The 26,034-nt window shown below is 61.2% G+C and carries 24 protein-coding genes; 10 read left to right on the top strand and 14 right to left on the bottom strand.

The features are described 5' to 3' along the window. The first annotated feature begins 44 nt into the window (after nucleotides 1-44). Entirely contained in the window at nucleotides 45-1,931 is a 1,887-nt protein-coding gene (mcpA, locus tag M2396_RS01675) for a methyl-accepting chemotaxis protein McpA (RefSeq protein WP_150570771.1), read from the top strand. Nucleotides 1,932-2,098: 167 nt separating this feature from the next. Further along, nucleotides 2,099-2,884, top strand: a complete 786-nt coding sequence (locus M2396_RS01670; protein WP_101321097.1) for a sulfite exporter TauE/SafE family protein — start codon at nucleotides 2,099-2,101, stop codon at nucleotides 2,882-2,884. 33 nt (nucleotides 2,885-2,917) lie between these two features. Here the strand turns inward: M2396_RS01670 and M2396_RS01665 are convergent, their stop codons facing one another. Both M2396_RS01665 and M2396_RS01660 read right to left on the bottom strand, forming a co-directional pair. Continuing rightward, the gene (locus M2396_RS01665; RefSeq protein WP_259072482.1) at nucleotides 2,918-3,964 is read right to left on the bottom strand and encodes a DUF1176 domain-containing protein; all 1,047 of its coding nucleotides are present in this window, start codon (nucleotides 3,962-3,964) and stop codon (nucleotides 2,918-2,920) included. 100 nt (nucleotides 3,965-4,064) lie between these two features. Beyond that, nucleotides 4,065-4,604: a histidine phosphatase family protein gene (locus M2396_RS01660; RefSeq protein ID WP_150570769.1), complete on the bottom strand. Its 540-nt coding sequence runs from the start codon at nucleotides 4,602-4,604 to the stop codon at nucleotides 4,065-4,067. Between the two features lie 104 nt (nucleotides 4,605-4,708). Between M2396_RS01660 and M2396_RS01655 the strand changes: the two genes are divergently transcribed. Beyond that, nucleotides 4,709-5,278 (top strand): biliverdin-producing heme oxygenase, encoded by a 570-nt coding sequence (locus tag M2396_RS01655; RefSeq protein WP_101321104.1) that lies wholly within the window; start codon nucleotides 4,709-4,711, stop codon nucleotides 5,276-5,278. On the opposite strand, the gene M2396_RS01650 is transcribed toward M2396_RS01655, so the two are convergent. From M2396_RS01650 to M2396_RS01635, 4 genes are read right to left on the bottom strand one after another with little or no spacing between them, the layout of a single operon-like run. Continuing rightward, on the bottom strand, nucleotides 5,279-5,611 hold the full coding sequence (locus tag M2396_RS01650) for a DUF3325 domain-containing protein (RefSeq protein WP_150570767.1): 333 nt from the start codon (nucleotides 5,609-5,611) through the stop codon (nucleotides 5,279-5,281). It lies immediately after the preceding gene. Continuing rightward, on the bottom strand, nucleotides 5,608-7,143 hold the full coding sequence (locus M2396_RS01645; protein ID WP_259072479.1) for a PepSY domain-containing protein: 1,536 nt from the start codon (nucleotides 7,141-7,143) through the stop codon (nucleotides 5,608-5,610). Before M2396_RS01645 ends, M2396_RS01650 begins: the two co-directional genes overlap by 4 nt. Continuing rightward, nucleotides 7,140-7,427 carry an iron transporter gene (locus tag M2396_RS01640; protein WP_101321110.1) on the bottom strand — a complete coding sequence of 96 codons (288 nt, stop codon included), beginning with the start codon at nucleotides 7,425-7,427 and terminating at the stop codon, nucleotides 7,140-7,142. Before M2396_RS01640 ends, M2396_RS01645 begins: the two co-directional genes overlap by 4 nt. A gap of 23 nt (nucleotides 7,428-7,450) precedes the next feature. After that, complete coding sequence (locus M2396_RS01635) at nucleotides 7,451-9,691, bottom strand: TonB-dependent siderophore receptor (protein WP_181087602.1); 2,241 nt, start codon at nucleotides 9,689-9,691, stop codon at nucleotides 7,451-7,453. A 289-nt stretch (nucleotides 9,692-9,980) separates the two neighbouring features. Here M2396_RS01635 and M2396_RS01630 point away from each other — a divergent pair, with 289 nt between their 5' ends. Further along, nucleotides 9,981-10,301 (top strand): transcriptional regulator, encoded by a 321-nt coding sequence (locus M2396_RS01630; RefSeq protein WP_188036404.1) that lies wholly within the window; start codon nucleotides 9,981-9,983, stop codon nucleotides 10,299-10,301. After that, nucleotides 10,288-10,605 (top strand): DNA-binding transcriptional regulator, encoded by a 318-nt coding sequence (locus M2396_RS01625; RefSeq protein WP_150570764.1) that lies wholly within the window; start codon nucleotides 10,288-10,290, stop codon nucleotides 10,603-10,605. Before M2396_RS01630 ends, M2396_RS01625 begins: the two co-directional genes overlap by 14 nt. 116 nt (nucleotides 10,606-10,721) lie before the next feature. On the opposite strand, the gene M2396_RS01620 is transcribed toward M2396_RS01625, so the two are convergent. After that, on the bottom strand, nucleotides 10,722-12,662 hold the full coding sequence (locus M2396_RS01620) for a methyl-accepting chemotaxis protein (protein ID WP_259072474.1): 1,941 nt from the start codon (nucleotides 12,660-12,662) through the stop codon (nucleotides 10,722-10,724). A 250-nt stretch (nucleotides 12,663-12,912) separates the two neighbouring features. Here M2396_RS01620 and M2396_RS01615 point away from each other — a divergent pair, with 250 nt between their 5' ends. Further along, on the top strand, nucleotides 12,913-14,193 hold the full coding sequence (locus tag M2396_RS01615) for a Y-family DNA polymerase (protein WP_259072473.1): 1,281 nt from the start codon (nucleotides 12,913-12,915) through the stop codon (nucleotides 14,191-14,193). A gap of 2 nt (nucleotides 14,194-14,195) precedes the next feature. Here the strand turns inward: M2396_RS01615 and M2396_RS01610 are convergent, their stop codons facing one another. After that, a complete protein-coding gene (locus tag M2396_RS01610; protein WP_101321117.1) occupies nucleotides 14,196-14,627 on the bottom strand; it encodes a LexA family transcriptional regulator in 432 nt (143 codons plus the stop codon). A gap of 102 nt (nucleotides 14,628-14,729) precedes the next feature. Between M2396_RS01610 and M2396_RS01605 the strand changes: the two genes are divergently transcribed. Continuing rightward, on the top strand, nucleotides 14,730-15,437 hold the full coding sequence (locus tag M2396_RS01605) for an SOS response-associated peptidase family protein (RefSeq protein WP_150570758.1): 708 nt from the start codon (nucleotides 14,730-14,732) through the stop codon (nucleotides 15,435-15,437). Between the two features lie 41 nt (nucleotides 15,438-15,478). On the opposite strand, the gene M2396_RS01600 is transcribed toward M2396_RS01605, so the two are convergent. From M2396_RS01600 to M2396_RS01575, 6 genes are all read right to left on the bottom strand, one after another. Further along, on the bottom strand, nucleotides 15,479-15,688 hold the full coding sequence (locus M2396_RS01600) for a formate dehydrogenase subunit delta (RefSeq protein ID WP_101321121.1): 210 nt from the start codon (nucleotides 15,686-15,688) through the stop codon (nucleotides 15,479-15,481). Beyond that, the gene (gene fdhF, locus M2396_RS01595; protein ID WP_150570757.1) at nucleotides 15,685-18,570 is read right to left on the bottom strand and encodes a formate dehydrogenase subunit alpha; all 2,886 of its coding nucleotides are present in this window, start codon (nucleotides 18,568-18,570) and stop codon (nucleotides 15,685-15,687) included. The genes M2396_RS01600 and fdhF overlap by 4 nt, the downstream gene beginning before the upstream one ends. Then, nucleotides 18,567-20,120 carry an NADH-quinone oxidoreductase subunit NuoF gene (locus tag M2396_RS01590; protein WP_259072472.1) on the bottom strand — a complete coding sequence of 518 codons (1,554 nt, stop codon included), beginning with the start codon at nucleotides 20,118-20,120 and terminating at the stop codon, nucleotides 18,567-18,569. The genes fdhF and M2396_RS01590 overlap by 4 nt, the downstream gene beginning before the upstream one ends. Beyond that, the gene (locus M2396_RS01585; protein WP_181108103.1) at nucleotides 20,114-20,599 is read right to left on the bottom strand and encodes a formate dehydrogenase subunit gamma; all 486 of its coding nucleotides are present in this window, start codon (nucleotides 20,597-20,599) and stop codon (nucleotides 20,114-20,116) included. Before M2396_RS01585 ends, M2396_RS01590 begins: the two co-directional genes overlap by 7 nt. Before the next feature lie 322 nt (nucleotides 20,600-20,921). After that, nucleotides 20,922-21,209, bottom strand: coding sequence for a DUF3077 domain-containing protein (locus M2396_RS01580; protein ID WP_188036408.1), 288 nt, complete (start codon nucleotides 21,207-21,209; stop codon nucleotides 20,922-20,924). Nucleotides 21,210-21,233: 24 nt separating this feature from the next. Further along, nucleotides 21,234-21,488 (bottom strand): hypothetical protein, encoded by a 255-nt coding sequence (locus tag M2396_RS01575; RefSeq protein WP_101321129.1) that lies wholly within the window; start codon nucleotides 21,486-21,488, stop codon nucleotides 21,234-21,236. Between the two features lie 979 nt (nucleotides 21,489-22,467). Here M2396_RS01575 and M2396_RS01570 point away from each other — a divergent pair. The 3 genes from M2396_RS01570 (at nucleotide 22,468) to M2396_RS01560 (ending at nucleotide 25,930) form a co-directional block, all read left to right on the top strand. Beyond that, a complete protein-coding gene (locus tag M2396_RS01570) occupies nucleotides 22,468-23,031 on the top strand; it encodes a type 1 glutamine amidotransferase domain-containing protein (RefSeq protein WP_150570753.1) in 564 nt (187 codons plus the stop codon). A gap of 756 nt (nucleotides 23,032-23,787) precedes the next feature. After that, nucleotides 23,788-24,759 carry a DNA-processing protein DprA gene (locus M2396_RS01565; protein WP_259072471.1) on the top strand — a complete coding sequence of 324 codons (972 nt, stop codon included), beginning with the start codon at nucleotides 23,788-23,790 and terminating at the stop codon, nucleotides 24,757-24,759. A gap of 37 nt (nucleotides 24,760-24,796) precedes the next feature. After that, nucleotides 24,797-25,930 carry a hypothetical protein gene (locus tag M2396_RS01560; RefSeq protein WP_259072470.1) on the top strand — a complete coding sequence of 378 codons (1,134 nt, stop codon included), beginning with the start codon at nucleotides 24,797-24,799 and terminating at the stop codon, nucleotides 25,928-25,930. Nucleotides 25,931-26,034 lie beyond the last annotated feature (104 nt).

Below are 26,034 nucleotides of genomic sequence, written 5' to 3'. Positions count from 1 at the left end.
ACAAGCGCCCGGCGTCCTCTCAACATGGCTCAAGGTCTCGAAACATGAACCTGAAGTTCCGCCACAAGATTCTCCTCAGTGCCTGCGGTGTCGTGGTGCTGGCATTTGCCCTGTTTACCCTCTACAACGACTACCTGCAGCGCAGTACGATTCGCCAGAACCTGGAATCGTCGGTGCAGCAGGCCGGCGCATTGACTGCCAGCAGCGTGCAAAACTGGATGAGTGGACGCATCCTGGTGCTGGAAAACCTCGCTGAAGACATTGCCGAGCAAGGTGCTGGCAATAACCTGGCCGGACTGATCGGCCAGCCTTCGTACACCCGCAACTTCCTCTTCACCTACCTGGGCCAGACCAATGGCGTATTCACCCAGCGCCCTGACGAGAAGATGCCCGACACCTACGACCCGCGTCAGCGTCCCTGGTACAGCGCCGCTGTCAGCGCCGGCCAGACCCTGCTGACGCCGCCCTACCAGAGCGCCGTCGGCGGCCTGGTGGTGACCATTGCCACCCCGGTCAAAGCCAAGGCCGACGGCCAACTGCTCGGTGTAATCGGCGGTGACCTGTCGCTCGACACCCTGGTCGAGATCATCAACTCGGTCGACTTCGGCGGCATCGGCCATGCGTTTCTGGCCGACCGCGACGGCCAGGTGATCGTCAGCCCGGACAAGACCCAGGTGATGAAAAACCTAAAGGACATCTACCCTGCCGCCAACCTGCGCGTCGAGCCGGGCATGCAGGACGTGGTGCTCGATGGCCAGGAGCGGCTGATCTCGTTCGCCCCGATCAACGGCCTGCCTTCGGCCAAGTGGTATATCGGCCTGTCCATCGACAAGGACAAGGCCTATGCCGCACTGAGCCAGTTCCGCACCTCGGCAATCATTGCCATGCTGGTTGCCGTAGCGGCCATCGCCGGTCTGCTCGGTTTGCTGATCCCGGTATTGATGCGCCCGCTGACCACCATGGGCCGCGCCATGCGCGACATCGCCGAAGGCGAAGGCGACCTGACCCGCCGCCTCACCGTGCAGAACCAGGACGAATTCGGCGAACTGGCGACCTCGTTCAACCGCTTCGTCGAGCGCATCCATGCTTCCATCAGCGAGGTGTCCTCGGCGACCCGCCTGGTCCATGACCTCTCGGAAAAAGTCGTCAGTGCCTCCAATGCCTCGATCAGCGGCTCGGAAGAGCAAAGCATGCGCACCAACAGCGTCGCGGCAGCGATCAATCAGCTCGGTGCCGCGACCCAGGAAATTGCCCGCAACGCCGCCGACGCCTCGCAACATGCCAGCGGCGCCAGCGACCAGGCCCATGACGGCCGCCAGGTGGTCGACGATGCCATCACGGCGATGACCGCACTGTCGCTGAAAATCAGTGAGTCGTGCGAGCAGATCGAAATCCTCAACACCAGCACTGACGACATCGGCAAGATTCTCGATGTGATCAAGGGGATTTCCCAGCAGACCAACCTGCTTGCACTCAACGCTGCCATCGAAGCTGCCCGCGCCGGTGAAGCCGGCCGTGGCTTTGCCGTGGTTGCCGACGAGGTGCGCAACCTTGCCCACCGTACGCAGGAGTCGGCAGAAGAGATTCACCGCATGATCACCAGCCTGCAGGTCGGTTCGCGTGAGGCGGTGCACACCATGAACGCCAGCCAGGTGTCGAGTGAGCAGACCGTGCAGGTCGCCAACAAGGCCGGTGAGCGGCTGGCCAGTGTCACGCAGCGGATCGGTGAAATCGACGGTATGAACCAGTCGGTGGCCACCGCCACCGAAGAGCAGACCGCCGTGGTCGAAAGCCTCAACCTGGATATCACCCAGATCAACACCCTCAACCAGCAAGGCGTGCAGAACCTCAACGAGACCCTGCAGCACTGCGATGCGCTGAGCCAGCAGGCTGGGCGTCTGAAGCAGCTGGTCGGCAGTTTCCGTATCTGATCCAGCCCCGCCTAACAAAGCCCCGCGCCAGTTACGGCGCGGGGCTTGCCCGCAACACCCTCCCGCACCCGGTTATAACCTAATAACCAACAAATCTATTTGGCTATATTAACTACCTATATGCTTGCGCTCATCCGATCACGGGCAGTTGGGCAGTCGAGTAACGTATGGATGTAGGTTCTTTCGGTTTCACCATTGCAGGGCTAATCGTAGGTTTCATCGTTGGCATGACTGGCGTTGGCGGCGGGTCGTTGATGACGCCGATCCTGCTCTGGTTTGGCGTCAACCCTGCAACTGCCGTGGGCACTGACCTGCTCTATGCTGCTATTACCAAGGCCAGTGGCGTCTGGGTGCACGGGCGCAACAAGAACATCGACTGGAAGATCACCGGCTGGCTCAGCCTGGGCAGCGTGCCTGCGGCGGCGCTAACCCTGTGGTTCCTCAGCACGCTGCATGCCGACACCTCGGCGCTGAATGCGGTGATCAAGCAAGGCCTGGCTGTGGTGCTGATCCTGACCGCGCTGGCGCTGCTGTTCAAATCGCGCCTGCAGGCCTTTGCCAGCCGCCATGCCGGCGACCACTATCACCTCAGCGATCGCACCCTCAACGGCCTGACCGTGTTCACCGGGGTGATCCTCGGCGTGATGGTGACCCTGACCTCGATCGGCGCCGGTGCCCTGGGCACGGTAGCGTTGTTCCTGCTGTACCCGTTCCTGGTTACCCGCCGCCTGGTCGGCACCGAGATCGCTCACGCCGTGCCGCTGACGCTGGTCGCGGGCCTTGGCCATGCCGGCATGGGCAACATGGACTGGTCGCTGCTCGGTTATCTGTTGCTGGGTTCGCTGCCGGGCATCTACCTGGGCAGCCACCTCAGCGGGCGCATCTCCGACAACGTCCTGCGCCCATGCCTGGCGGCGATGCTGCTGCTGATCGGTTACAAGCTGGCGTTCTGACCTTCTTCCGGGGCTGCAGCGCAGCCCTTGCCGTTACTTGCCGGCACGCCACAGCACCGGCCAATACTCTGAAGAAACCTGCGCACAGCGGTCCATCTTGGCCAGGCTAAGCAAGCGCATGCGCTCACCGTCGTAGCGCCAGATCTCGTTGACACCGCAGTCGCCAATCCCGCGGCCCTTGTCGAAGCCATACAGCTCGCCGCTGTTCGAATCGAACGCGACATAGCCGGTCAAGCGGCTGTCGACCACCTCACTTGCCAGCGCCTCGAACGGTAGCTCGCTGATCACGTAAGGCGCTGCGCGGCCAACCCGGTACAGCGTGTACGAGCAGTTGTAGGCGCCGCATTCCGAACTGATCAGGGCCAGCGCGTGCTGGCTGTCGAGTGGCTGCAGTTCGAGGCTACGCACACCCTCTTGATCAAATACATCGCCGTCGGCCTTGGCTTTGGCCATGACCGCGCTGCGCATCTGGGTGGCCTGCGCAGGGTCCAGCGCGGGCGCTGCGGTGAACAGCGGCAGTTTGGCCATAGTGGGTGCTGGTGGCACGCTCGCATCTGCGGCAGTGCCGGGGCGCACCAACGCGCTGGCGTGGCCGATACGGCCTTGCACCGAATCGATCAGCAGCAGCGCCGCACTGATGCCCTGCAGCGATGCCTGCAACGCGCCGTCGCTGCTGGCCGCTGTCAGGCGCTCGCCGTTGCGCAACTGGCGCATGAGCGCGGCGCCGGCCTCACCGTCCACCTGCAGGACGGTCTGATACTCGTCGCGCTGCTTGTGCCAGCTCGCCGTCAATGGCTGGCCGTCGAGTAGCGGCGGCGAATCCCAGGCAGCACCGCCGACCACGCGCAGGCTCAGCGCACCGTTCAGACCGGCCTCGCGGTGCACCACCAGCCACAGCGAATTGGTATCTTCCTGCGCTGCGGCGACGGCGGTACAGGCGCGGGTGTTGTCGCAGCCAACGATCCAGTCCTTGATCTGCCGATATACCGGTACTGGTTCCGGGCCAGCCGCTACGGCCAGGCTCGGCAGCAACGCGAGGCCGAGCAGGGCTGCCCGGCATGGGAGGGTTACGTGCATCATGCTGATTCCTGTGCAGTCCTTGAGGTGCCCTGAACGGGCCTGACGATCATTGCAGATGCGCCGCCAAGTGCAACCGGGCGTTGCCAGGATTTGCGTCAGGTCACAGCAGACGCACCCGCCACTGCCCGTTGAAGCTCAGCTGTAGTTTTGCCAGGGGCAGTACATCGATGCGCTGCAGGGCAGCCAGCGGGCAGTCGAGCAGTTGCCCAAGCACAGCCCTGATCACCTGAGGATGAGTCACTGCCAAGGTCGAGCCTGGGCTGTTGAACGCCGCAAGCCAGGCGGCCACTCGTTCGCTCAGCTGAGCCAGGGATTCGCCGCCGTGGGAGGCACTGTAGGGATCGCTCAGCCACTGCGCCAGCGCATCCGGCTGCTCGCGCTGCAACTGCTTCAGCGTCAATCCCTGCCAGCGTCCCAGATCAGCGTCGGCCAAGGCCGGCTCGCTCATCACCTGATCGCCCAGCACACCGGCGGTGTCGAGGGTACGGCGCTCGGGCGCTGACACTACCTGCGTGTAATCAGCCATCAGTTCAGCGGCAGAAGGCAGCGCAACCAGCGCATCATCAGGGCAAGCCATACGGCCGAGCCGCTGGGCATCGGTCAGTCCATGGCAGATCAAGGTCAAGCGAACAGCTTTCACCGGTGTCCTCCAACGCAGGCTTCAGGCGGGCTGATACTACGCTGCCACCGCTACCTTGCGGTAGGATGCTGTCTAGATGCCATACCCTTTTACCCGAGCCGCCAATGCCCCACACCCCCAGTCCGCTTCTGCTCGCACTGCGCGCAGGTACCCAAGCCTGTCACCAGCGCCTGGAAGCCCGCTTGCCGTTTTTCCGTGATGACTTCGACCTGCCTGCCTATCGACGGCTGATGCAGGCTTACTATGGCTTCCATGCCCCGCTACAAGCGCTACTGACAGACCATCAAGGCAGCGAGCGGGCCAAGACCACAGTGCTCGAACATGACCTTCAGGCATTGGGCCTGAGCCGCGCAGAGGTTGCCGCCCTGCCCCGCTGCGAGGCGCTGCCGGCAACTGCCGATGAAGCCAGCGTGCTCGGCGTGATGTATGTGATCGAAGGCTCGACCCTCGGCGGTCAGGTGCTCAAGCGGGCGATGGCCGAGCGCCTGGGGATCGACGGCGACCACGGCGCGCGCTTTCTCGACGTGTACGGGCCGCTGACCGGCGCGCATTGGCGCAGTTTCCTGCAGCGCCTCGACCAGCCTGCCGCCAGTCACCCGCAGACGGTGGCCGCCGCCATCGCTACGTTTGAGTGCTTCGAGCACTGGCTGCAGGACTGCGGCGTGCTGGCCTGATCAACCGAACAGGTGCAGCACGCCCCACGCCGGTATTGCCGCCACCAGCGCTACGGCGAACCTGGGCCAGTACGGCAGCAGCATCACCAGCACCACCGCCGCCAGCGAGATCACCCCAAACCAGGCCACCGCGCCCATCGCCCAGCCCCAGGCCTGAGCGCACAGCAGCAAGCTCAACAGCAGCCCCAGCCAGCCCAGCGCGCGCAGGCTCAGGCGCAGCGCTGGCGACGGTGACCGTTGCCACACCTGTTTGTAATGGCGCTCCAGCCCCTGACACAAACCGAGCATGCCGGCATAGGCAAACAGCAGGCTACCCGTCACCAGACTGATCATGCCTTGGCCTCCATTGTGCGCGCCGCGCGCGGCTTGACCACCACCGGTTTGGGGCACGCCACACGCCATGCCGCCAAGGCCAGGCCAATACCCAACACCAGGCCCGTGACCTCGACACCCAGGCGCAGGTGGTCGACGCCGCCGGCAAAGATACCCAGCACACCCAGACCACCGCACAGCACGGCGCAAAGTGCCAACTGCTCGACCCATGCCTGTTTGGCAGGGCGCACGCCGGCATGCAGTAACGCCAGCAGCCACAGGCCAAAGAACGCCCGCACTTCCCACGCCTCACGTTGCGCCAGCTCCGCTGGCAACAGTCGGCTGGCCCACAGCAAGCCGACACAGGCGACCATCAGGCCGCTGATAAAGCCGACGTTGCACACTTCAGCCACGCGATACCAACGTCGCGCCGCCGCATCGGCACGGCTGTCGGCAGCGGCATATTTGCGCCCACGCTTGACGCAGAACAGCACCAGCCCGCTGGCGATCATTGCGCAGCTGATCAAGCCGCAGATGAAGTACAGCCAGCGCATCGGGTAGCCACCAAACTGCGCAAAATGCAGCCCGGCCATGACCCGCTGAGTCAGCGGCGCCGGGCGCAGTTCGGCGACGTCGCTGAGCAGCTTGCCGCTGACACCGTCGAACACCATTGCATTGCCTTTGGTCAGCGCGATGCGGTTACCCAGCACCGGCCGCACTTCGATCAGCGCCGCGGCGGTGTTCGGGTTACGGATGCCAATGCTGCCAACTGGTCCGAGACGAGCTTCGGCCTGGGCCAGCAGCGGCGCCAGTTCGACCAGCTCGGCGGGCGTCTTGGCCAGCCGTCGCGGTTGTTCCACACGGGCATTGCCCTGGGCCTGGAAGTACGCCCGGCTGTCGCCCTCGAACACGGCGTCCACGCCTGCGGGGATGTAGATCATCATGAAAATCACCAGGCCGGTGTAGGTGATCATCAAGTGAAACGGCAGCAGCAACACCGCGCTGGCGTTGTGAAAGTCCAGCCACGAGCGCTGGCCTTTGTCGGGGCGGAAGGTAAAGAACTCCTTGAAGATCTTCTTGTGAATGACGATGCCGGTGATCAACCCCGCAAGCATCACCAGCGCCAGCGCGCCGACCACGAAGATGCCCCAGTTGCGCGGCAGGTCGAGGGTGAAGTGGAAGCGGAAGAAGAAGTTGCCGCCGACGCTGTCACGTACGGCAAGCGGCTCGCCGCTGTTCGGGTCGAGCGGCACCACCACGCCGTGGCGGCGATCGCCGGTGGAGACGCTCAAGCCCGGCGAGCGTTCGGTCGGCAAGCTGATACCCCAGTTGCCGGCGTTGGCTTGGTGCTGTTGCAGGTAGCTGATCGCGCGCTTGGCGGCATCGGCCTGGGACACTGTACTTGCCGGGATTTCTGGCTGCATCCAGTGGTTGAGCTCTTTGTCGAACACCGCCAGGGTGCCGGTGACAAAGATTGCGAACAGCAGCCAGCCAAAGATCAGCCCGGCCCAGGTGTGCAGCCAGGCCATCGATTGAGTGAAGGTGTTTTTCATGCCAGCCACCGCAGCGCCTGCGGCCAGAAGCCAATCAACGCCAACGGCACCGCCAGCGCCAGTGGCGCCCAGGCCCGCAGCGCGTCACGGCTGGCGAAGGCCCAGAGGATCGCCAGGGTATAGAAGACGAACGCCGGCAGCGTGGCGACGATCACCGCGTCCGCCGGCGCCAGCGGCAGGATCCGCGCCAGGCAGGCGGTGCTGGCGTAACTGAAGGCGTAGCCACCCAACAGGGCTGCGCCGCTGCGCGAGAGGATGCGCAGCCAGGTTGGGGTTTCGCTCATCAGAAGGTCCTTGTGCCGATCGATCAGAACGAAATGTTCAACGAGGCAAACACGGCGCGCCCAGGCTGGTTATAGGTGTTGGCGCCGGAGCTGCTGGCGTTGCCGCCGCGCAGGATCTGCTTGTCGAAGACGTTGTTCACGCCCACGCGCACGTCGTAGTTCTGGTTGAATTTGTAGCCGGTGCTGATATCCACCAGGCCGTAGGCTTCCACATCCTGCTGTGCTGCCAGGTCGTAGTCCTGCTGGGTGCGGTAGTTGTAGCTTGGCGACTTCTGCTTGCCGAAGTAGGTGCCGGCGAGCTGGAACGACAACTTGTCGGTGGCGCGCCAGTCGAGGGTGGTATTGACCGTGTACTCGGGGATCACCGACAGCGGCTCGCCGGTTTCACGGTTGTCGTTGTCGAGCATCCAGGTCAGGTTGGTGTTCCAGTCGAGCGCCGGGCTCAGCTCGATGAAGAAGTTGCCCTCGATACCCTCGACCCGCGCTTCGCCGGCGTTTTCCCACTGGGTCACGCGACGACCACTATTGATCGCATAGATCACGTCGGTGCCACCGATGATCTTGTTCTGGTAGTCGTTACGGAAGTACGTCGCGCTGGTGCGCCAAGTGCCGCGGTCGTACTGCAGGCCGATTTCCTTGTTGACGCTGATTTCCGGCTTGAGGTCGCTGTTGCCCTGCAGGTAGCAGCCACCGGAGTTGGTCTGGCCGACACTGCACCCGTTGCCGCGGCTGTACAGCAGGTAGTTGGAGTTGTACTGGTACAGGTTCGGCGTTTTGTAGGCACGGGCAATGCCGCCTTTGACGGTCAGCGCCTCGGTCAGCTTGTGCGACAGGTTCAGGCTTGGGCTGAGGTTGTCACCGAAGGCTTCGTGGTGATCCAGGCGCAGCCCGGGGGTGACGGTGGTATCGCCGATGATGACGTTGTCTTCGACGAACAGCGCGTAGCTCTTGGCAGTCATCTTCGAGTTGCTGCGATCAAAGCCACTGATCGCATCGCCGCCGTTGCCGCTCGGGTCGAAGCTCTGCGGGCGGAACGAGCCCTGGTCGTTGAGGCTCTCGTACAGGTATTCGCCGCCCAGGGTCAGCACGTGTTCGGTGCTGCCCATGGCGAACGGCAGGTTGACCTCACTGGTCAGGCGCGTGTTGCGCAGCCGCGACATAGCCGCGCCACTGTCGTTGATCGCGCCCTCCGGGCCACCGGCGAGGCCTTCGTTGAGGCGCCAGTTGCGCACGTACTCGTAGGCCAGCACGGTCTTGCTGGTGCCCCAGCTGAAGTCGCCCAGGTGGGTCAGGTCGTAGGTGCTGCGCTGCATGATGTTGGTCTCCTTGCCGTACAGGCTGGAGATCAGATCAACGTTGCCGCCGCCGTTGCTGTTCATGGTGTCGCCGGCGTAGATGTTGCCTTGGCGGCTGTAACCGCTGCTCATCTCGAGGCGATGCTCGTCGTTGAGCTTCCAGCTCAGCAGGCCGTTGATGTCTTTGTTGCGCACACCTTCGCGGCCGCCCACGAGGGCACTGTTGGCCGCGTCGGCATTGATGTCGAGGTCATCGGCATCGGTCTTTGCCAGGCCGCCGAACAGACGGAAGCCAAGGTTTTCGGTCAGGCCACCGCTGAGGTTGAAGTTGGTCCGCCGGCTCATGCCCTCGGCGCTGTCTTCCGGCAGCTGGGTGTAGACGTTGACGTTGCCCTTGAACTCATCGGTCGGGCGCTTGGTGATGATGTTGACCACCCCACCCATGGCCCCGGAGCCGTAACGCGCCGCCGCCGGGCCACGCAGGATCTCGATGCGCTCGACCGCTTCGGCCGGCACCCAGTTGGTCTCGCCACGGGTATCGCGGTCACCGTTCCAGCCGTAGCGCACGGCGTTGCGCGCATTGGACGGCTTGCCGTCGATCAGGATCAGGGTGTTTTCCGGGCCCATGCCACGCAGGTCGATCTGGCGGTTGTTGCCACGCGCGCCGCTGGCGCTGTTGCCGGTCAGATTGACCCCAGGCTCGCGGCGGATGATGTCGGACAGGTCATTGGCGGGCGGGCGGCGCTTGATGTCTTCTTCGGTAATGATCGACGAACCGAGCGCCTGACGCGCCTCACGTTCGGCGGTAACCAGAGTGTCCTGGATGATCAGTGCATTGCTGTCTAGCGGGACGTCCAGCACCTCGGCGTTTTGCTGCTCTTCGGCGTGAGCCGGCGCGACCAGCAGTGCTGGTGTGGCCAAGGCAACAAAAGCCAGGGCCAGGCCATTGGGTGAGGTTCTGGATTGCATCGACACATCTCCTGATCATGGGCAAATGCCAACCCCGACCAGGAAACCGAAGAGCCCACACCCTCCGGCCTCTCAAGCAGTACTTGGGGGGCCAATAGGGATGTGGAATATAACGATTCTCAAATGACTTTAAATCTTATTTACGAAATTTACAGATTGGGTGGGGAACTTGCGCAGGTTGCCGGCCTGCTGCGATCCAAGGCCGAGCAACTGCTCGATACAACATCGACCTTCCCTCGTCAGTGTTATGACTCCCACAATCGCTACGTCAAAGACGTAGGGATGAGGTATGCTGACCATTATCGAATCGCCGCTTTTCTCCAGGCAGTGGCCGGATTACTGGACCGCCGAGGAGCATGGAGCTTTTATGGCGTACCTTGCTGCGGATCCAGAAGCTGGCGTCGTGATCGCCGGTTCTGGTGGGTGTCGCAAGGTGCGCTGGAGCATGGATGGGCAAGGGAAACGGGGCGCGGTCAGAGTCATCTACACGGCCCAACTCGCTGACGGTGCACTGGTTACACTGCTCGTGTACTGCAAAAGCGCTGTAGAAAATATACCTGCGCATGTGCTGCGCAAGATCATGAAGGAGCTGGACCATGCCGTTGAGTGAGACAGAGCTCATGCTTCGGGACGCCAAGCGCGACATCGGCGAAGAATTACTGCAGTCGATCCGCGATGTGAAAGCCGGCCGCTACGGCGCAGTGCATCAGGTTGAAGTGACTGAAGCCGCTGAGGCGCGTAACAAGACGGGGCTATCGCAGCTTAAATTCGCAGAACTGCTGGGTGTTTCGATTCGAACCCTTCAGGAGTGGGAACAAGGGCGTCGAGCGCCTTCTGGTGCGGCTCGCTCGCTGCTATATATCGCGGCCTCTCGCCCGGACGTGTTTCGAGAGGTGCTGCAGAATCGCCACTGATACCCTGCCACGTGAAACCCCTTGGCGGGGCGGCAATCCAGTCGAAAGGGGCTGCACAGCAGCCCCGAAACCCAAATGGTTGCCCTAATCATCAAGCCAATGTACGGCCCTAGCTGTCAGGACTTGAACCGCCCAACCAACCCATTCAACTCCTGCGACAGCTGCGACAACCGCCCGGAGTCAGCCTGCGCCGAACTGGCCAGGCCCTCGACCAGCTGCGCTTCGTCATAGATCTGCTGAATATGCCGGTTGATCTCTTCGGCAACGCTGTGCTGCTCCTCCGCCGCTGCGGAAATCTGCAGGTTCTGGTCGCGGATTTCATTGACCGACAACTGAATCCCTTCAAAGCTGTCGCGCGCACTCTCGATCGACGACACGCTGGCCCGCGACAGATCCAGGCAGCTGTCCATCTTCTCCGAGACCTCTGCAGTCTTGCTGCCGAGGGTATTGAGCAGCAGGTCGATTTCGCCCGTGGAGTCAGCGGTACGCTTGGCCAGCGCGCGCACTTCATCGGCCACCACGGCAAAGCCGCGGCCCTGATCACCGGCGCGGGCAGCTTCGATCGCAGCGTTCAACGCCAGCAGGTTGGTCTGCTCGGCAATGGCGCGGATGGTGCCGAGGATCTGGTTGATGCTACGACTGCCCTGCTCCAGCTCGACCATCGCCTGAGACGACTCGCTCAAGCGCATGCCGAGGCGGTTGACGTTGTCGGTGGTCTGCTCGATCTGCTGCTTGCCCTCAGCGACACGGCGGTGGCCGTTTTCGGCAGCATCGGCAGCGCTGCTGCACGAGCGCGCAACTTCGTTGGCGGTGGCGACCATCTCGTTGAATGCAGTGGACACCAGTTCGACTGCTTCGCGCTGACGCCCGGCGGCTTCGTTCATATTGCTCGCCACCTCGCTATTGACCCGCGAAGCGTCCTCAAGATTGCTCGACGCAGCGCCGATGCGCTGGATCAGCTGGCGAATCGCCGCCAAGAACTTGTTGAACCAGCCGGCCAGCTCAGCTGTTTCATCCTTGCCCTGCACCTGCAGATCTCGGCGCAGGTCACCCTCGCCTTCGGCGATCGACTGCAAGCCGGTGCTGACCTGGCCGATGGGCTTGACGATCAGCTTGGAGAACGCCGCCGCGATCACCGCAAATACCAGCGCCAGCAAGATGACGATGACTGCCGTGAGATAGCTCATGCGCGTGGCCGCAGCCATCACTTCCTGCTTCTCGATCAGGCCGACAAAGCGCCAGCCCAGGCCTGGAGAAGTCCATACGTTGGCCATGTAGTTGACGCCATCGATCTCGACTTCAGTCGAGCCCTGCGCGGTCGCTGCCAGATGCGCGTAAGGCTCGCCAAGGTCCTTGAGCTGCTTGAAACTGTGGCTGGCGTCGCGTGGGTCGACCAGCACCGTGCCGTCTTCGACCAGCATCACGTAGCCGCTGTTGCCGAGCTTGATGCTCTTGATCAGCTCGGTGAGGTTTTTCAGCGAGACGCTGACGACGAACACACCCTTGGGCTTGCCGGCGTCATCGAGCAATGCCCGCGCAGTGCCGACCAGCGCCACATCGTCCTTGTCGTAGTAATAGGCAGCGGTGCGCACGGTCTTGTTCGGGCTGGCCATGGCCGCCTTGTACCAAGGCCGCGTGCGCGGATCGTAGTTGGCAAGCTTGGGATCATCCGGCCATTTCGCGTAACTGCCGTCTTCCAGGCCGATGGACAGAATCGCCGCGGCCGGGTGAGTCGAACCATAGCGGGCGAATTGATCAATGACCTGCTGCGCCGCAGCCGGCATTGGCTGACTGGCGGCGTCGGTACTGGTGTACTGTTTTAAAGTACTTACTGAAGTGTATACAGGATCAGCGGACAGTTGATCGACGTTTTGCGTAGTTGCATCAAAGAACTGACGCATGTTGCCGTCTATCTGACGGATTTCCCGCGTGCTGCCATCGACAAACTGTTCAAGTGCATCGGCGCGGATATTCAGCACCGATATAACCCCGACCACGCTGACTGGGATAAAGGCTACCGAGACGAAGGCAAGGATCAATTTGGTTTTTATTTTCACTGTCACGACCATCCATGTAGGGCGGGGGCAAATGGCCGCTGCTGGGCAGTAGTGGCGACCTGCTACTCACACTGTTTCGGCCGCACGGATCTATATCTTTAGCTAATCTCCTGTACACAATTAAACCGGCGATTGGTGTTGATCCATCAGTCAACTTTACCAACGTCGCCGGGCCGGCGGTCGCGGCCAACTTGACCGTCCCAAACCGCAGCTGTTTACTGTATGTATATACAGCAAAAAGCCAGCCGCCATGCCAACCGCCACCTCACCCGTATTCGCCCTGATCGACTGCAACAGCTTCTACGCCAGCTGCGAACGGGTGTTCCGCCCCGACCTGGTACGCACGCCGATCGTGGTATTGAGCAACAACGACGGTTGCGTCATTGCCCGCAGCGCCGAGGCCAAGCAATGGGTAAAGATGGGCCAGCCGTACTTTCAAGTGCGGGATGTGCTGCGCCGTCACGGCGTGGTGGCGTTCTCCTCCAATTACGCGCTGTATGGCGACATGAGCCAGCGAGTAATGACGGTGATAGAAGGCATGGTCCCGGCCACCGAGGTGTACTCGATCGATGAAGCCTTCGCCGACCTCAGCGGCGTGCCTGGCGATCTCGAGCAACTGGGCCGCGACATTCGCGAGCGTGTTCTCAAGCACACCGGCATTCCCGTCGGGGTCGGCATCGCCGGTACCAAGACCCTGGCCAAGCTGGCCAATCACGCGGCCAAGCGCTGGACCGCGCAAACCGGCGGGGTCTACGACATGCGCGACCCGGTACGGCGCGACTGGGTACTGAAAAAGTGCCAGGCCTCGGACGTCTGGGGTATCGGCCCGCGCATGGCGGCGCACCTGACCGCGCTGAACATCCGCAGCGCCTGGGACCTGGCTCAGGCCGACCCGTGGAGCCTGCGCAAGCAGTTCAGCGTGGTAGTTGAAAAAACCGCCCGCGAGTTGTCCGGCACGCCCTGCCTGGAACTGCAGGCGCAGGAGCCGCCGCGCCAGGAAATCTGCTGCAGCCGCATGTTCGGCGAGCGGGTCAGCGAGTTGCAGCCGATCAGGCAGGCGGTGGCCACCTACGTCATGCGCGCAACGCAGAAACTGCGCGCGCAACGCTCGCTGGCGCGCAAGCTGCGGGTGAGCATCCGCACCGGCATGTTCAACCCCGAAGAAGCCAAGTACGCCAGCGGCGTAGTGGTGCAACTGCCCTACCCCACCGACGACGTACGGCTACTTACGCGCATGGCGCTGGAGGCGGTAGGCACGATCTTTCGCCCAGACTTTCGCTACAGTAAGGCCGAGGTGTTGTTGATGGACCTGTGCCAACCGGGGGAGTTTTCAGATGACCTGTTCGCCCCCAGACAATCGCCGACTTGTGATCGCCTGATGCAGGTGATGGATGACATCAACGGGCGCTGGGGCTCGGGCACCATGCGCGCGGCCAGTGTGCCAGCGGCACCGGATTGGGAGATGCGCCGCGAGTTGATGAGCCAGAGTTTCACCACCCAATTCAATGCTCTCTGGCGTGCCCGATCTTGAACTCAAGCCTTGGGATCGTGGCTGCGCACGCTGAAGGTGACCACGCCCCAGATCGCCAGCTCGTCGCCCTCGAGGATATGCCGCGGGGCAAAGCGCGGGTTGTCCGAGCGCAGCACCACCTGCCGGCCAACTCTGTGCAGCCGCTTGCACAATGGCTCGCCATTGACGGCGGCGATCACCACATGGCCGTGCTGGGCTTCGATCGAGCGATCGACCAGCACCAGGTCGCCATCGAAGATGCCCGCGTCCTGCATGCTGTCGCCGTCTATTCTCACCAGGTACATATGCGGCGCGCGCAGGTTGAACAGCTCGTCCAGCGAGATCGGCTGCTCCATGTGGTCCGCCGCAGGCGAGGGAAAGCCTGCCGGCACGCTGAACAGATAGCGTGACAGCGCGCCTGCGCCGGCTGCGATGGGGCCAAGGATGGTAGTCATGGGGCACGCCTTGCAATTAAACTGTACGGATATACAGTTAATCGGGCGCCACGGCTTTGGTCAATTTCGGCGTAGGAAATTTCGACAAGTGGGAGACCTGCAATGTGCGGACGCTTTGTTCAGTCGCAAGGCCTGGCCGATTATCTGCGTGAGCTGGACGCCGAGCAGGATGTCATCAGTGGCTACGACAACGTGCCGATCGACCGCTACAACGTCGCCCCGGGCAGCCGTGTACTGATCCTGCACAACGCCGCCGACGGCCTGCGCATCGACCCGTGTCATTGGGGCTGGGCGCCGTTCTGGGCCACCGGCAAACGCCCAGCGCCGATCAATGCACGGGTCGAGACGGTGACTACCGGCAAGTTCTTTCAACCGCTGTGGCCGCAAGGCCGGGCACTGGTGATGGCCGATGGTTGGTATGAATGGGTGGTCGACCCGGCCGACCCCAAGCGCAAGCAGCCGTATTTCATCCGTTTGAAAAGCCGGGCGCCTATTTTCATGGCAGCGTTGGCGCAGGTGCAAGCCGGGCTTGAGCCGAACGAGGGCGATGGCTTCGTGATCATCACCGCGGCCAGTGATGAGGGCATGCTCGATATCCACGACCGCCGCCCATTGGTGCTGGCGCCGGAACAGGCACGGGCCTGGCTCGACCCGCAACTACCCGCCGAGCAGGCTGAACGGCTGGCCCGTGAGCAGTGCTTGCCGGTGGCTGATTTCGAGTGGTTTGCGGTCAGCAAAGACGTAGGCAACATGCGCAATGAAGGTGCCCAGTTGCTGGTGCTGGAAACAGTGCAAGGAACGCTGTTCTAGGCAGAAGGCAGCGGCTGGACGCCGCTGCCTGCCTCCTCTGGTCAACCCTCCGCGAGGGCCTCACGCACCAGATCGTCCACGCCTTCGTCGGGATGTGCCTGCATCCACTCGACGATCTGTTTGCGCATCAGCGGGGTCCAGAAGCTGTGAATATGCTGGCGTACCCCCTGCACCGCCAGCGTCCGGTTGGGCTCGCTGTCAAAGTAGTGGGCGATCTGGTTGGCCATCTTGACCAGGCTGTCGACACTCATCGGCGTACCTCGGCAGTTTCCTGTTGCTCGCTGTTGCGCCGCTCCTGCAGCAGGCGCCGTTGTTCGTCACTGAACGCCTGATAACGCTGCTGCCATTGCGACGGCTGCGATACACGCACCACTTCTACCGCCGTAACCTTGTACTCGGGGCAGTTGGTGGCCCAGTCGGAGTTGTCGGTGGTGATGACGTTGGCGCCCGACTCGGGGAAGTGGAAAGTGGTGTACACCACTCCCGGCGCAACCCGAGTACTGACCTGAGCACGCAGCACCGTCTGCCCGGCGCGGCTGCCAATACCGACCCAATCGCCTTCGACAATGCCGCGGCTTTCGGCGTCGCTTGGGTGAATCTCAAGCCGATCCTGGGCATGCCAGGCGACGTTTTCGGTACGCCGTGTCTGCGCGCCGACGTTGTACTGGCTGAGGATGCGGCCAGTGGTCAGCAGCAGCGGATAACGGCTGTTGACCTTCTCGTCGGTGGGCACGTAGCCAGTCAGCATGAAGCGGCCCTTGCCGCGCACGAACTGGTCGATGTGCATGGTCGGCGTGCCGTCTGGCGCGGCTTCGTTGCACGGCCATTGCAGGCTACCGTGACGCTCCAGCTCGCTGTAGCTGACGCTGTGGAAGCTCGGTGTCAGCCGGGCGATCTCGTCCATGATCTCTGACGGATGACGGTAGTTCATCGGGTAGCCGAGGGCGTTGGCCAGGGCCATGGTGCCTTCCCAGTCAGCCTTGCCGGCCAACGGCTGCATGACCTTGCGCACCCGCGAAATACGCCGTTCGGCGTTGGTGAAGGTGCCGTCCTTTTCAAGGAACGAGCTGCCCGGCAGGAATACATGGGCAAACTTGGCCGTCTCGTTGAGGAAGATATCCTGCACCACCACGCATTCCATCGCCCGCAGCGCGGCCGTCACGTGCTGGGTGTTGGGATCGCTCTGGGCGATGTCTTCGCCCTGGCAGTACAGCGCCTTGAAGCTGCCATCCAGCGCCGCCTCGAACATGTTGGGGATGCGCAGACCTGGGTCAGGCTGCAGGGTCACACCCCAGGCCTGCTCGAACTCGGCACGCACGGTGGCGTTGGAGATGTGCCGATAACCCGGCAGCTCATGCGGGAACGAGCCCATGTCACACGAGCCCTGGACGTTGTTCTGCCCACGCAGCGGGTTCACCCCTACCCCTTCACGGCCGATGTTGCCAGTAGCCATAGCCAGGTTGGCGATGCCCATCACTGCGGTGCTGCCTTGGCTGTGCTCGGTCACGCCGAGGCCGTAGTAGATGGCCGCGTTGCCAGCGCCGGCATACAGCCGGGCTGCCGCACGGATCTGCTCGGCCGGTACGCCACAGGTCGGGCCAAGGGCTTCGGGGGAGTTCTCCGGCAGGCTGACGAAATCGCGCCAGCGAGCGAACTCCGGCCCTTCACAGCGGGCATCGATAAAGCCCTGATCAAGTAGCCCTTCGGTAACGATCACATGGGCAAGTGCGTTGAGCATGGCCACGTTGGTGCCGGGGCGCAGTTGCAGGTGCAGCTCGGCGCGGGCATGCGGCGAGTCGACCAGATCGATCCGCCGAGGGTCGATGACGATTAGTTTGGCGCCTTCACGCAGGCGGCGTTTGAGCTGCGAGCCGAACACCGGGTGCGCGTCGGTTGGGTTGGCACCGATCACCAGGATCACGTCGGCCTGCATCACCGAGTCAAAGCTCTGGGTGCCAGCGGATTCGCCCAAGGTCTGCTTGAGGCCATAACCGGTCGGCGAATGGCAGACCCGTGCACAGGTGTCGACGTTGTTGTTGCCAAACGCCGTGCGCACCAGTTTCTGCACCAGATAGGCTTCTTCGTTGGTGCAGCGGCTGGAGGTGATGCCGCCGATCGAGTCGCGCCCGTACTTGAGCTGAATGCGGCGTAGCTCGCTGGCTGCGTAGGTGACCGCCTCGTCCCAGCTGACCTCTTGCCACGGGTCGTCGATGTGCTTGCGAATCATTGGTTTGGTGATGCGGTCCGGGTGGGTCGCGTAACCCCAGGCGAAGCGGCCTTTGACACAGGCATGGCCGTGGTTGGCGCCGCCGTTCTTGTCCGGGACCATGCGCACCAGCTGGTCGCCTTTCATCTCGGCGCGGAACGAGCAGCCCACGCCGCAATAGGCGCAGGTGGTGATCACAGCACGTTCTGGCTGGCCCAGTTCGACCAGGCTTTTTTCAGTCAGGGTTGCGGTTGGGCAGGCCTGCACGCAGGCGCCGCACGACACGCACTCGGAGGTGAGGAAGTCGCTACCGCCAGCCGCCGCTACTCGCGAGTCGAAACCGCGACCGGTGATGGTCAGAGCAAAGGTGCCCTGAATGTCTTCACAAGCGCGCACACAACGGCTGCAGACAATGCACTTGCTCGGTTCGTAATTGAAATATGGGTTGGACAGGTCCTTGGCGTCGGCAAGGTGGTTGGCGCCTTCGTAGCCATAACGCACCTCACGCAGGCCAACCTGGCCGGCCACGGTCTGCAACTCGCAGTTGCCGTTGGCCGAGCAGGTCAGGCAGTCCAGCGGGTGGTCAGAGATGTACAGCTCCATCACATTGCGGCGCAGGTCGGCCAGGCGTGGCGTCTGCGTGCGCACCACCATGCCCTCGGTGACCGGTGTGGTGCACGACGCCGGGTAACCGCGCATGCCGTCGACTTCGACCATGCACATGCGGCACGAGCCAAAGGCTTCGAGGGTATCGGTGGCACACAGTTTGGGGATGTTGGTGCCGAGCAACGCGGCGGCGCGCATCACTGAGGTGCCAGCGGGCACGCTGATGGCGCGGCCGTCGATATTCAGGCTGACCTGCACCTGGCTTTCACGCGCGGGGGTGCCGAGGTCGGCATCACTGGCAGGGTCGAAATAATTGATCATTGGGCGGCCTCCGGGCTGGCCAGACCGAAGTCGGCAGGGAAGTGCTTGAGGGCGCTGGCCACGGGGTATGAAGTCATCCCGCCCATGGCGCATAGCGAGCCGTATTGCATGGTGTCGCACAGGTCGTGCAGCAGGTTGGCCTGGTCGGCGCGGTAGGCCGGGTCGCTGCTGGCGATCAAGCGGTCGACCACCTCCATGCCACGGGTCGAGCCGATCCGGCACGGGGTGCACTTGCCGCAGGATTCTTCAGCGCAGAACTGCAAGGCAAAGCGCGCCATGTTGGCCATGTTCAGGGTGTCATCGGCGACGACCACACCGCCGTGGCCGATCATCGCGCCAAGCGCGGCGAACGCTTCGTAGTCCAGCGGCGTATCGAACTGGCTCGGCGGCACCCAAGCGCCCAATGGGCCGCCGACCTGAGCGGCTTTCAGCGGACGCCCGCTGGCAGTGCCACCGCCGTAGCCTTCGACCAGCTCGCGCAAGGTCAAGCCAAATGCACGTTCGACCAAACCGCCATAGCGCACGTTGCCCGCCAGCTGGAACGGCAAGGTGCCCAGCGAACGGCCCATGCCGAAGTCGCGATAGAACTGCGCGCCCTTGGCCATGATGATCGGCACCGAGGCCAGGGTGAGCACGTTGTGCACCAGCGTCGGCTGGCCGAACAGGCCTTCGAGCGCCGGCAGTGGCGGCTTGGCGCGGACGATGCCGCGCTTGCCCTCGAGAGATTCGAGCAGAGCGGTTTCTTCACCGCAGATATACGCGCCAGCGCCGACCCGCACCTCCAGGTCGAACGCCACACCGCTGCCGGTGGTATCCAGATAGCCCGCCTCACGGGCCAACAACACCGCCTCGTTGAGCGCGTGGACCGCATCCGGATATTCCGAACGCACGTAGATGTAGCCCTTGCTGGCACCCACCGCCAGGCCGGCAATGATCATGCCTTCGATCAGCAGAAACGGATCGCCCTCCATCAGCATGCGGTCGGCAAACGTCCCCGAGTCGCCCTCGTCGGCGTTGCATACCACGTACTTCTGCACCGCCGGAGCATCGCGCACCGTGCGCCATTTGATCCCCGCCGGAAACGCCGCGCCGCCCCGCCCGCGCAGGCCCGAATCGAGCACTGCCGCGACCACCTCTGCCTGCTCCAGCAACGCAGCCTTGGCCAGGCCTTCGAAGCCGCCGTGGTTGCGGTAATCGTCCAGCGACAGCGGCCGGGTGATGCCGGCACGGGCGAACAGCAAACGCTGCTGACTGCTCAGATACGGGATCTCCTCGACCAGGCCCAGCGCCAGCGGATGCTCAGCCGGCGCCGCCGTCAACGCCTCGAACAGGCCCGCGACATCTTCGGCAGCCACCGGCCCAAAGCCCTGCCGGCCCTCAGCGGTTTCCACTTCAAGCAACGGTTCCAGCCAGTACAGCCCGCGCGAGCTGGTGCGCTGAATCTGTACCTCGACCTGCCGCCGTTGCGCCTCGGCGCTGAGCGCGTCGGCCAGTTGATCGGCGCCCACTGCACGCGCCACCGAGTCGCAGGGAACAAAGAGCTTCAGCATGGCTTCACCTCCTGCAGGCAGCCGCTGACCAGTGCGCTCAAGCGCTCCGGCGTCAGCCGCGCATGCACCTGGCCATCCAGTTCCAGCGCTGGCGAACAGGCGCAGGCCCCCAGGCAATACACCGGCCGCAGGCTTACCGCGCCGTCGGCACTGGTGCCGTGATCATCCAGCCCCAACTGCTCGCGCAGCTGCGCCGCCAGCGTCTCGGCGCCACGGCTCTTGCAGGATTCGGCCCGGCACAGGCGCAGGATATGCCGCGCTGGCGGCGCGGTACGGAAGTCATGGTAGAAGGTGATCACCCCGCGCACCTCAGCCTGGCTGAGGTTAAGTGCATGGGCGATATCCGGCACGGCGGCATCGGGGATATACCCAACGCCGGCCTGGATCGCATGCAGGATCGGCAACAGCGCGCCGGGGGTGTCACGGTGGTGATCCAGCACACGCTGGATCACGGGCAGGTCAAGCGTCTCATCAGGCATACAGCGGACCTCGGCGTCGCGAGCGCAGGCAATACCTGCGCCCGACGTGTTCTGCTGCGGCGCACCGGCCACGTCACGGTTGCGTGGTCGCCGGACACCTCCTTGCCCACGGCCGCGCATCTACGTGCACTGGCGTCGAGGGCATCCTGACAGCATGGCACTCCTGCCAGTACAGGGATGTGCGCCAGCGACCAGACGTATCCTGAAACCGACGCGATGACCGATAGCGCTACTCGGTCACTGTAGGAGCGGCCTTGTGTCGCGAAAGGGGCGCACAGCGCCCCCAAAATTTCTGCCCGACAAATACCTTGAAGGGTTCCCTTCAAGAGTTTCTGTTAATGCCCATATGCGCATCATCCATCAGCGCTTTAGCCATTTCACCAAGAAAATGAGAGGCCCAAACCAGTGCAGGCTCATTGTCCATGACGCCAATAAACGAGGCCTTACGGGCGCTATCCATCAACACCGATGCCTGCGCCAAGGCGTGATCACAACAGTTACCCGCTTCTACCCGAAACAGCCGCTTGCCCATAATGGCGCCTTCCAGGCAAGTCGCTGTGCCGACTGTCAGGCCCAGCCTGCCGATGCGGTCTAGCGGTTCTTTGTCCATGTGCAGTCCTCCGGCTTGGCTGATTCAGTGCAACGTCGGCTTGGTCGGCTCATCGAAGCGCTGTACCTGCGTGAGAGCCGTATCCACCAAAGCTCGGGCGGTTTCGAGCTCATGCATGATGGTCAGCATCATGATCGAGCCGGGCGTGCGCGGCAGGAGCAAGGCAGATTGATGGGCCACCGTCAGTGCGCACAGGACGTAATCTGCGGCTTGGATCAGGGTGTCTTCGAGGGCGTGGAGGGAGTTGGGATGGGGTGGGTCGGGGACGATCTTGATCATGTCGACTTCTCCTGCGTGGGGAAAGCCAGACACCTGTCCTTTGCAGAGGATGGGTGGCGGCTACGTACAGGCTGCAAAGCCGGGGCAGAAGAAGGAAACCCGGTAGGTCCGAAAACCTCCCATACGCAGCCACCATAAAGCGCAACCGCCAGCATGAATTCATGCAGACAGCCTGGTGGTGACTCCTTCCTCTCTGGCTCGGGTTTGCAGACCCGTTCGCTGATTTCGCAGCGACAGGGCGAGACTAGGAGGTTGGAGATACCACTGCAATGGCGAAAAAGCGGTAATAGGATGATTCGGAAATGGACTACAGGGAAGAGCGAAAATCTGATTAATTCACGTAGGACGTAGGGCCGATATGAAACAAAATAAGACACCCGTCATATCGACCGAGCTGAGATTGAATCAAACCGCGAGATACACAAGCTTGCGCCGGCGTGGACTGCGGCGGAATCGCCACCACGGTTTCGCAGCCGCTGCAGACGCCCACAAGAATATCTCGCGCCTGGCCTTGGCCGTCGCTGAATGGCACGTCGCGACGCCCGTATACATACGAAATCCATCGTACATTACTGCGGTTTGGTCCAGCCCGCCTGTAGAGCCATCCCTTTTGAAGTGTTCTGAAAGTGCACTTGTCGTGAGGTCGTCGGGGGCGCTATGCGCCCCTTTCGCGACACAAGGCCGCTCCTACACAGACGGCGCCGTGCAGTAAATTTCGCCTACTGATCAAAATCAGGCTGCACGCCACCCTGTAGGAGCGGCCTTGTGTCGCGAAAGGGCTGCGCAGCGGCCCCAGCGATCTCAAGCCAAACAAAAAGTCAGATAAATGCAGAGACCTTAACTTAGGTAGGCGTACCCAACACCCGAGCGAATCCAGCTGAACTTTCGAAACCGCCCTGCCCTCCCATTTTTACGCGTCGGGGAAAAGCACCGACCGAACCATTTCCACCACCTTGATCGAGAGGACCGAGAGACCACCATGAGTAATCAACTGGCAGGCAAGAAGGTACTGTTCATCACCGCAAACACCGGCATCGAACGCGATGAGCTGGTCAAACCGCTGGAAGCGCTGAAGGCTCAGGGTGCGGAAGTCACCCACGGGTCGAGCGAGGGCGGCACAACGCAGACGTTCGTTGGCGACACCGAGAAGGATCGCACCGTCGAGTCCCAGACCGCTCTGGCTGGGCTCAAGGCGGCAGACTTCGATGCGCTTGTGATTCCAGGCGGCACGGTCAATGCCGATACGCTGCGATTGGACGAGAACGCTCAGCGCCTGGTGAAGGAGTTCGCCGATGCGGGCAAGGTGATCGCTGCGATCTGCCATGGCCCTTGGGTGTTGATCAATGCCGGGGTTATTCCGGGCAAGACCCTCACCTCGTACCCTAGCGTTAGGCTTGACCTTGAAAATGCTGGGGCTGAAGGTTGGGTCGATGCGGAGGTGAAACAGTGCGAGGCCAATGGCTGGACCTTGATTACTTCGCGGACGCCGAAGGACATTCCAGCCTTCAATGACGCTATCGCTGCGGCGATTGAAGGGAAATAAGGTACGCACAGATGGCAGCCCGCGTGGGTTGCCATCAATCCCCGCTCGTTTTTCCCGCCATAAACGGCTGATGTAAGTCATATGGCACCCATCCGATCGGATGCTTGCTCCTGCCCTTTGAACTGCCAAGGGCGCACATGCCATTTTTCGTAATCACTTCACCTCTAGTCGCCTCATGCACGCCCTATCAGGGTGATCACGGGCGAAACTGCGGGCTTCTTGGTAGACTACGGCATCCTTTCAGGCTGGTAAGGGCGGTGCAGCTAACCGATCCGTCAGCCTTATTACTTGCTCTCATTGTTGCCATCTCGACGGAGCCGGCGCGCCCAGCAGTGGAACGGCTTTCTCCGCTGTCATAACAAGGCGCCTACTCGTAGAAATGGTACGGACATGCGTAGACCAGAATGCCCCTAGAATCAGCCTCAAACCCACAAACCACGCTTCCTGGACCGTCCCGGCGCTTCAGCGTTGCACCGATGATGGATTGGGCATGGCTTCCTTATGTACCCCGGAAACAGGCGGGTTAACGGCAAAGCTTGAAGGCTAGTACCAATTTTGTACCTATCGTGTAGCGGCACCCTCAATGCTAAGGCCAGCCATATTCGCGTCTGCAAGATACGCCGCCGTCAGTAGCCCTCAAAAGCCCACCCAATCAGTCAACCTTTCCCAAGCTAGCTGCCACCCCTACCACCTGTTAGAGTTCGTACGGCTATTGGCATTTCTCACCATGCGCCAGCTACTAAGGACTTGAGATTTATGGATAAAAATCTGACCTCCCCAGAACAGCGTAAATACTGGCGTAATGAAAAAATTGCCTTCTTGGCTTTAAGTTCCATTGAAGGAATTAACTTCTGGTCGCTTCATAAAATCGCGTCCAGCGGCCAAAGCTTTAATGATGCTCTCAGAAATCCTAGCGCTGAGTTCATTCAGACTGTAGCTTCTGCTTCTTCTAAAGATCCACAAGCTCAAGAGCTCGAATCACTTCAAGAAACCCTTTGGCAGAAGGGCCTAGAGCTTGCACGAAAGCTTAAAGAATCTGCAACAATCCTTGTCTTCAAAGATGAGGACGGGTTCCCTCTTAAACTCAGAGAAACAAAAGACTCCCCTGAGTGGATCTTCATCCAAGGAAACCCTCATTGCCTCTACGATTACTCTATTGCCATTGTTGGAACAAGAGATGCTAGTGAAGACGGCGCATTCCTTACGAGGATGCTTGTTTCCGCGCTGAGCGAAAGCAATATTACCACCATAAGCGGCTTAGCTGCGGGAATCGATCAACTCGCGCACACTGAATCAATCCGATATGGAATCAAAACTGCAGCAGTACTTGGCACTGGAATTTTTCTCGACTACCCGAAAGGATCTGAAATAATCCGTCACCGAATAATCCAAGCCGGCGGCTGCGTAGTCAGCGAATACTTACCATATCAACGCTCAAGCCCTGAAAACTTTGTCAGAAGAAATCGAATTCAGGCTGCGCTTTGCGACACGCTTGTTCCAGTAGAATGGAAAATCAAAAGCGGGACAGCCCACACTGTAGGCTTCGCAAAAAAATACAACAAAAACATTGCGAACATTTTTCTCCCCCAAACCTATCATGCAAGGCCCGAACTAGCCTTCTCGGAACAAGAGCACGGGGCGCTCTCATTCGAGCTACCAATAAGCATCGTGACCTTACTTACCTTTGCATTCACCCCGAAAAAGCCCGATCAGAAACAGCTACTGTAAAGCAATAGTTCACCAGCACATCACAAGGGACTAAATGATGCTAGTACTTATCGCCTCACCAAGCGCTCTCTTAGACACAAGCCTAAATGTGAACCAAGCGGTCGCCAACGCGATGATTGATATCGCAAATAAAAACCCGGTACTCGTAGTATCCAACAAGTCAGAACCTGACTGGTTTAGCAAAGCTTTTAATGGATCGAAAGTACAGTTCAAGCAAGTCATGGGCCGCCAAAGCGGCCAATATCTAAAAGACATCTCCCAAAAAAACAACGTCCCTACATCCAACTTCCTGTGCCTCACAGCCTCGGATGAAGATTATATGATGGGGAAAAATGGGCAAGCAATTCTTATAGCTGCCGGCTGGTCGAATAACGCCAAGGCCAAAGAGCTCGGAATCCAGGTCGCGGATGCCAGCGAACTTAAGGAGGTTTTCGAACTCACGGACAATTGGCCTGGTAGCTGGTGGTTCTCAGGATCTGGACCTGCGTACGGGGTCCGCGCTCTAGCCGACCTATCAAGCTATGGCGCCGATACAACCCAGTTCCAATTCTCCCAGAAAGTTACCGCTGCGGTGAAACAAGGTGGCGGCCCTCTCAATGCGCTATTGGCAATTACCTCTAGATCCCTTCTGCAAGAATGGGGCGGGGAAAAGAAGGGAGTATTTTTTGCTGTATTCCCATCATCCAATCCTGCCAACAAGAACAATGAAGTACTCACCGATTTCACACACAGACTACGCACAACAGTCTCACGCGTACGTTTCGCGAGCCGAGACGAACCACTGTTTATCAGACATTCTGCTTCGCCCAAGAGGTCGCGAGGCCAAGGCGGTGACCGCACAGATCCCACCTCACAAATCACCACCCTTCATCTCAATCCGAGATATGCGACGAGCATCAAAGGGAAAGATGTAATACTGATTGACGACTGCACTACCTACGGGCTCTCATTTGGGGTCGCAGCTGCGTTCCTTAAAGCCGCTGGCGCAGCTTCAATGACAGGGATAGCTTTAGGTAAGTTTGGCTCACGACTTGACCACTATGAAATCACTTTAACAGCCAACCCCTACAGACTACTAAAAGCCACTGACTTCCAGTTCATTTCACACAATTCACTTGAAGGCACCACGGCTTCCAGCGCGCAAAGTGCCTTGCAGAAACTAATCCCGTGAAATAGGGCGTGCTCAAACAAAGTAAATTTGATCACCTCCACACGCCAAATTATCAATTGGCACACACCCCGATTGTGCTGTGGTATTAACGTCATGAAGCGCCC

This window comes from Pseudomonas sp. BIGb0278 (assembly GCF_024809895.1).
GTDB lineage: Bacteria > Pseudomonadota > Gammaproteobacteria > Pseudomonadales > Pseudomonadaceae > Aquipseudomonas > Aquipseudomonas shirazensis.
Note: the sequence above shows the minus strand (reverse complement) of the source record. Positions and strands in the feature narration are given on the sequence as shown.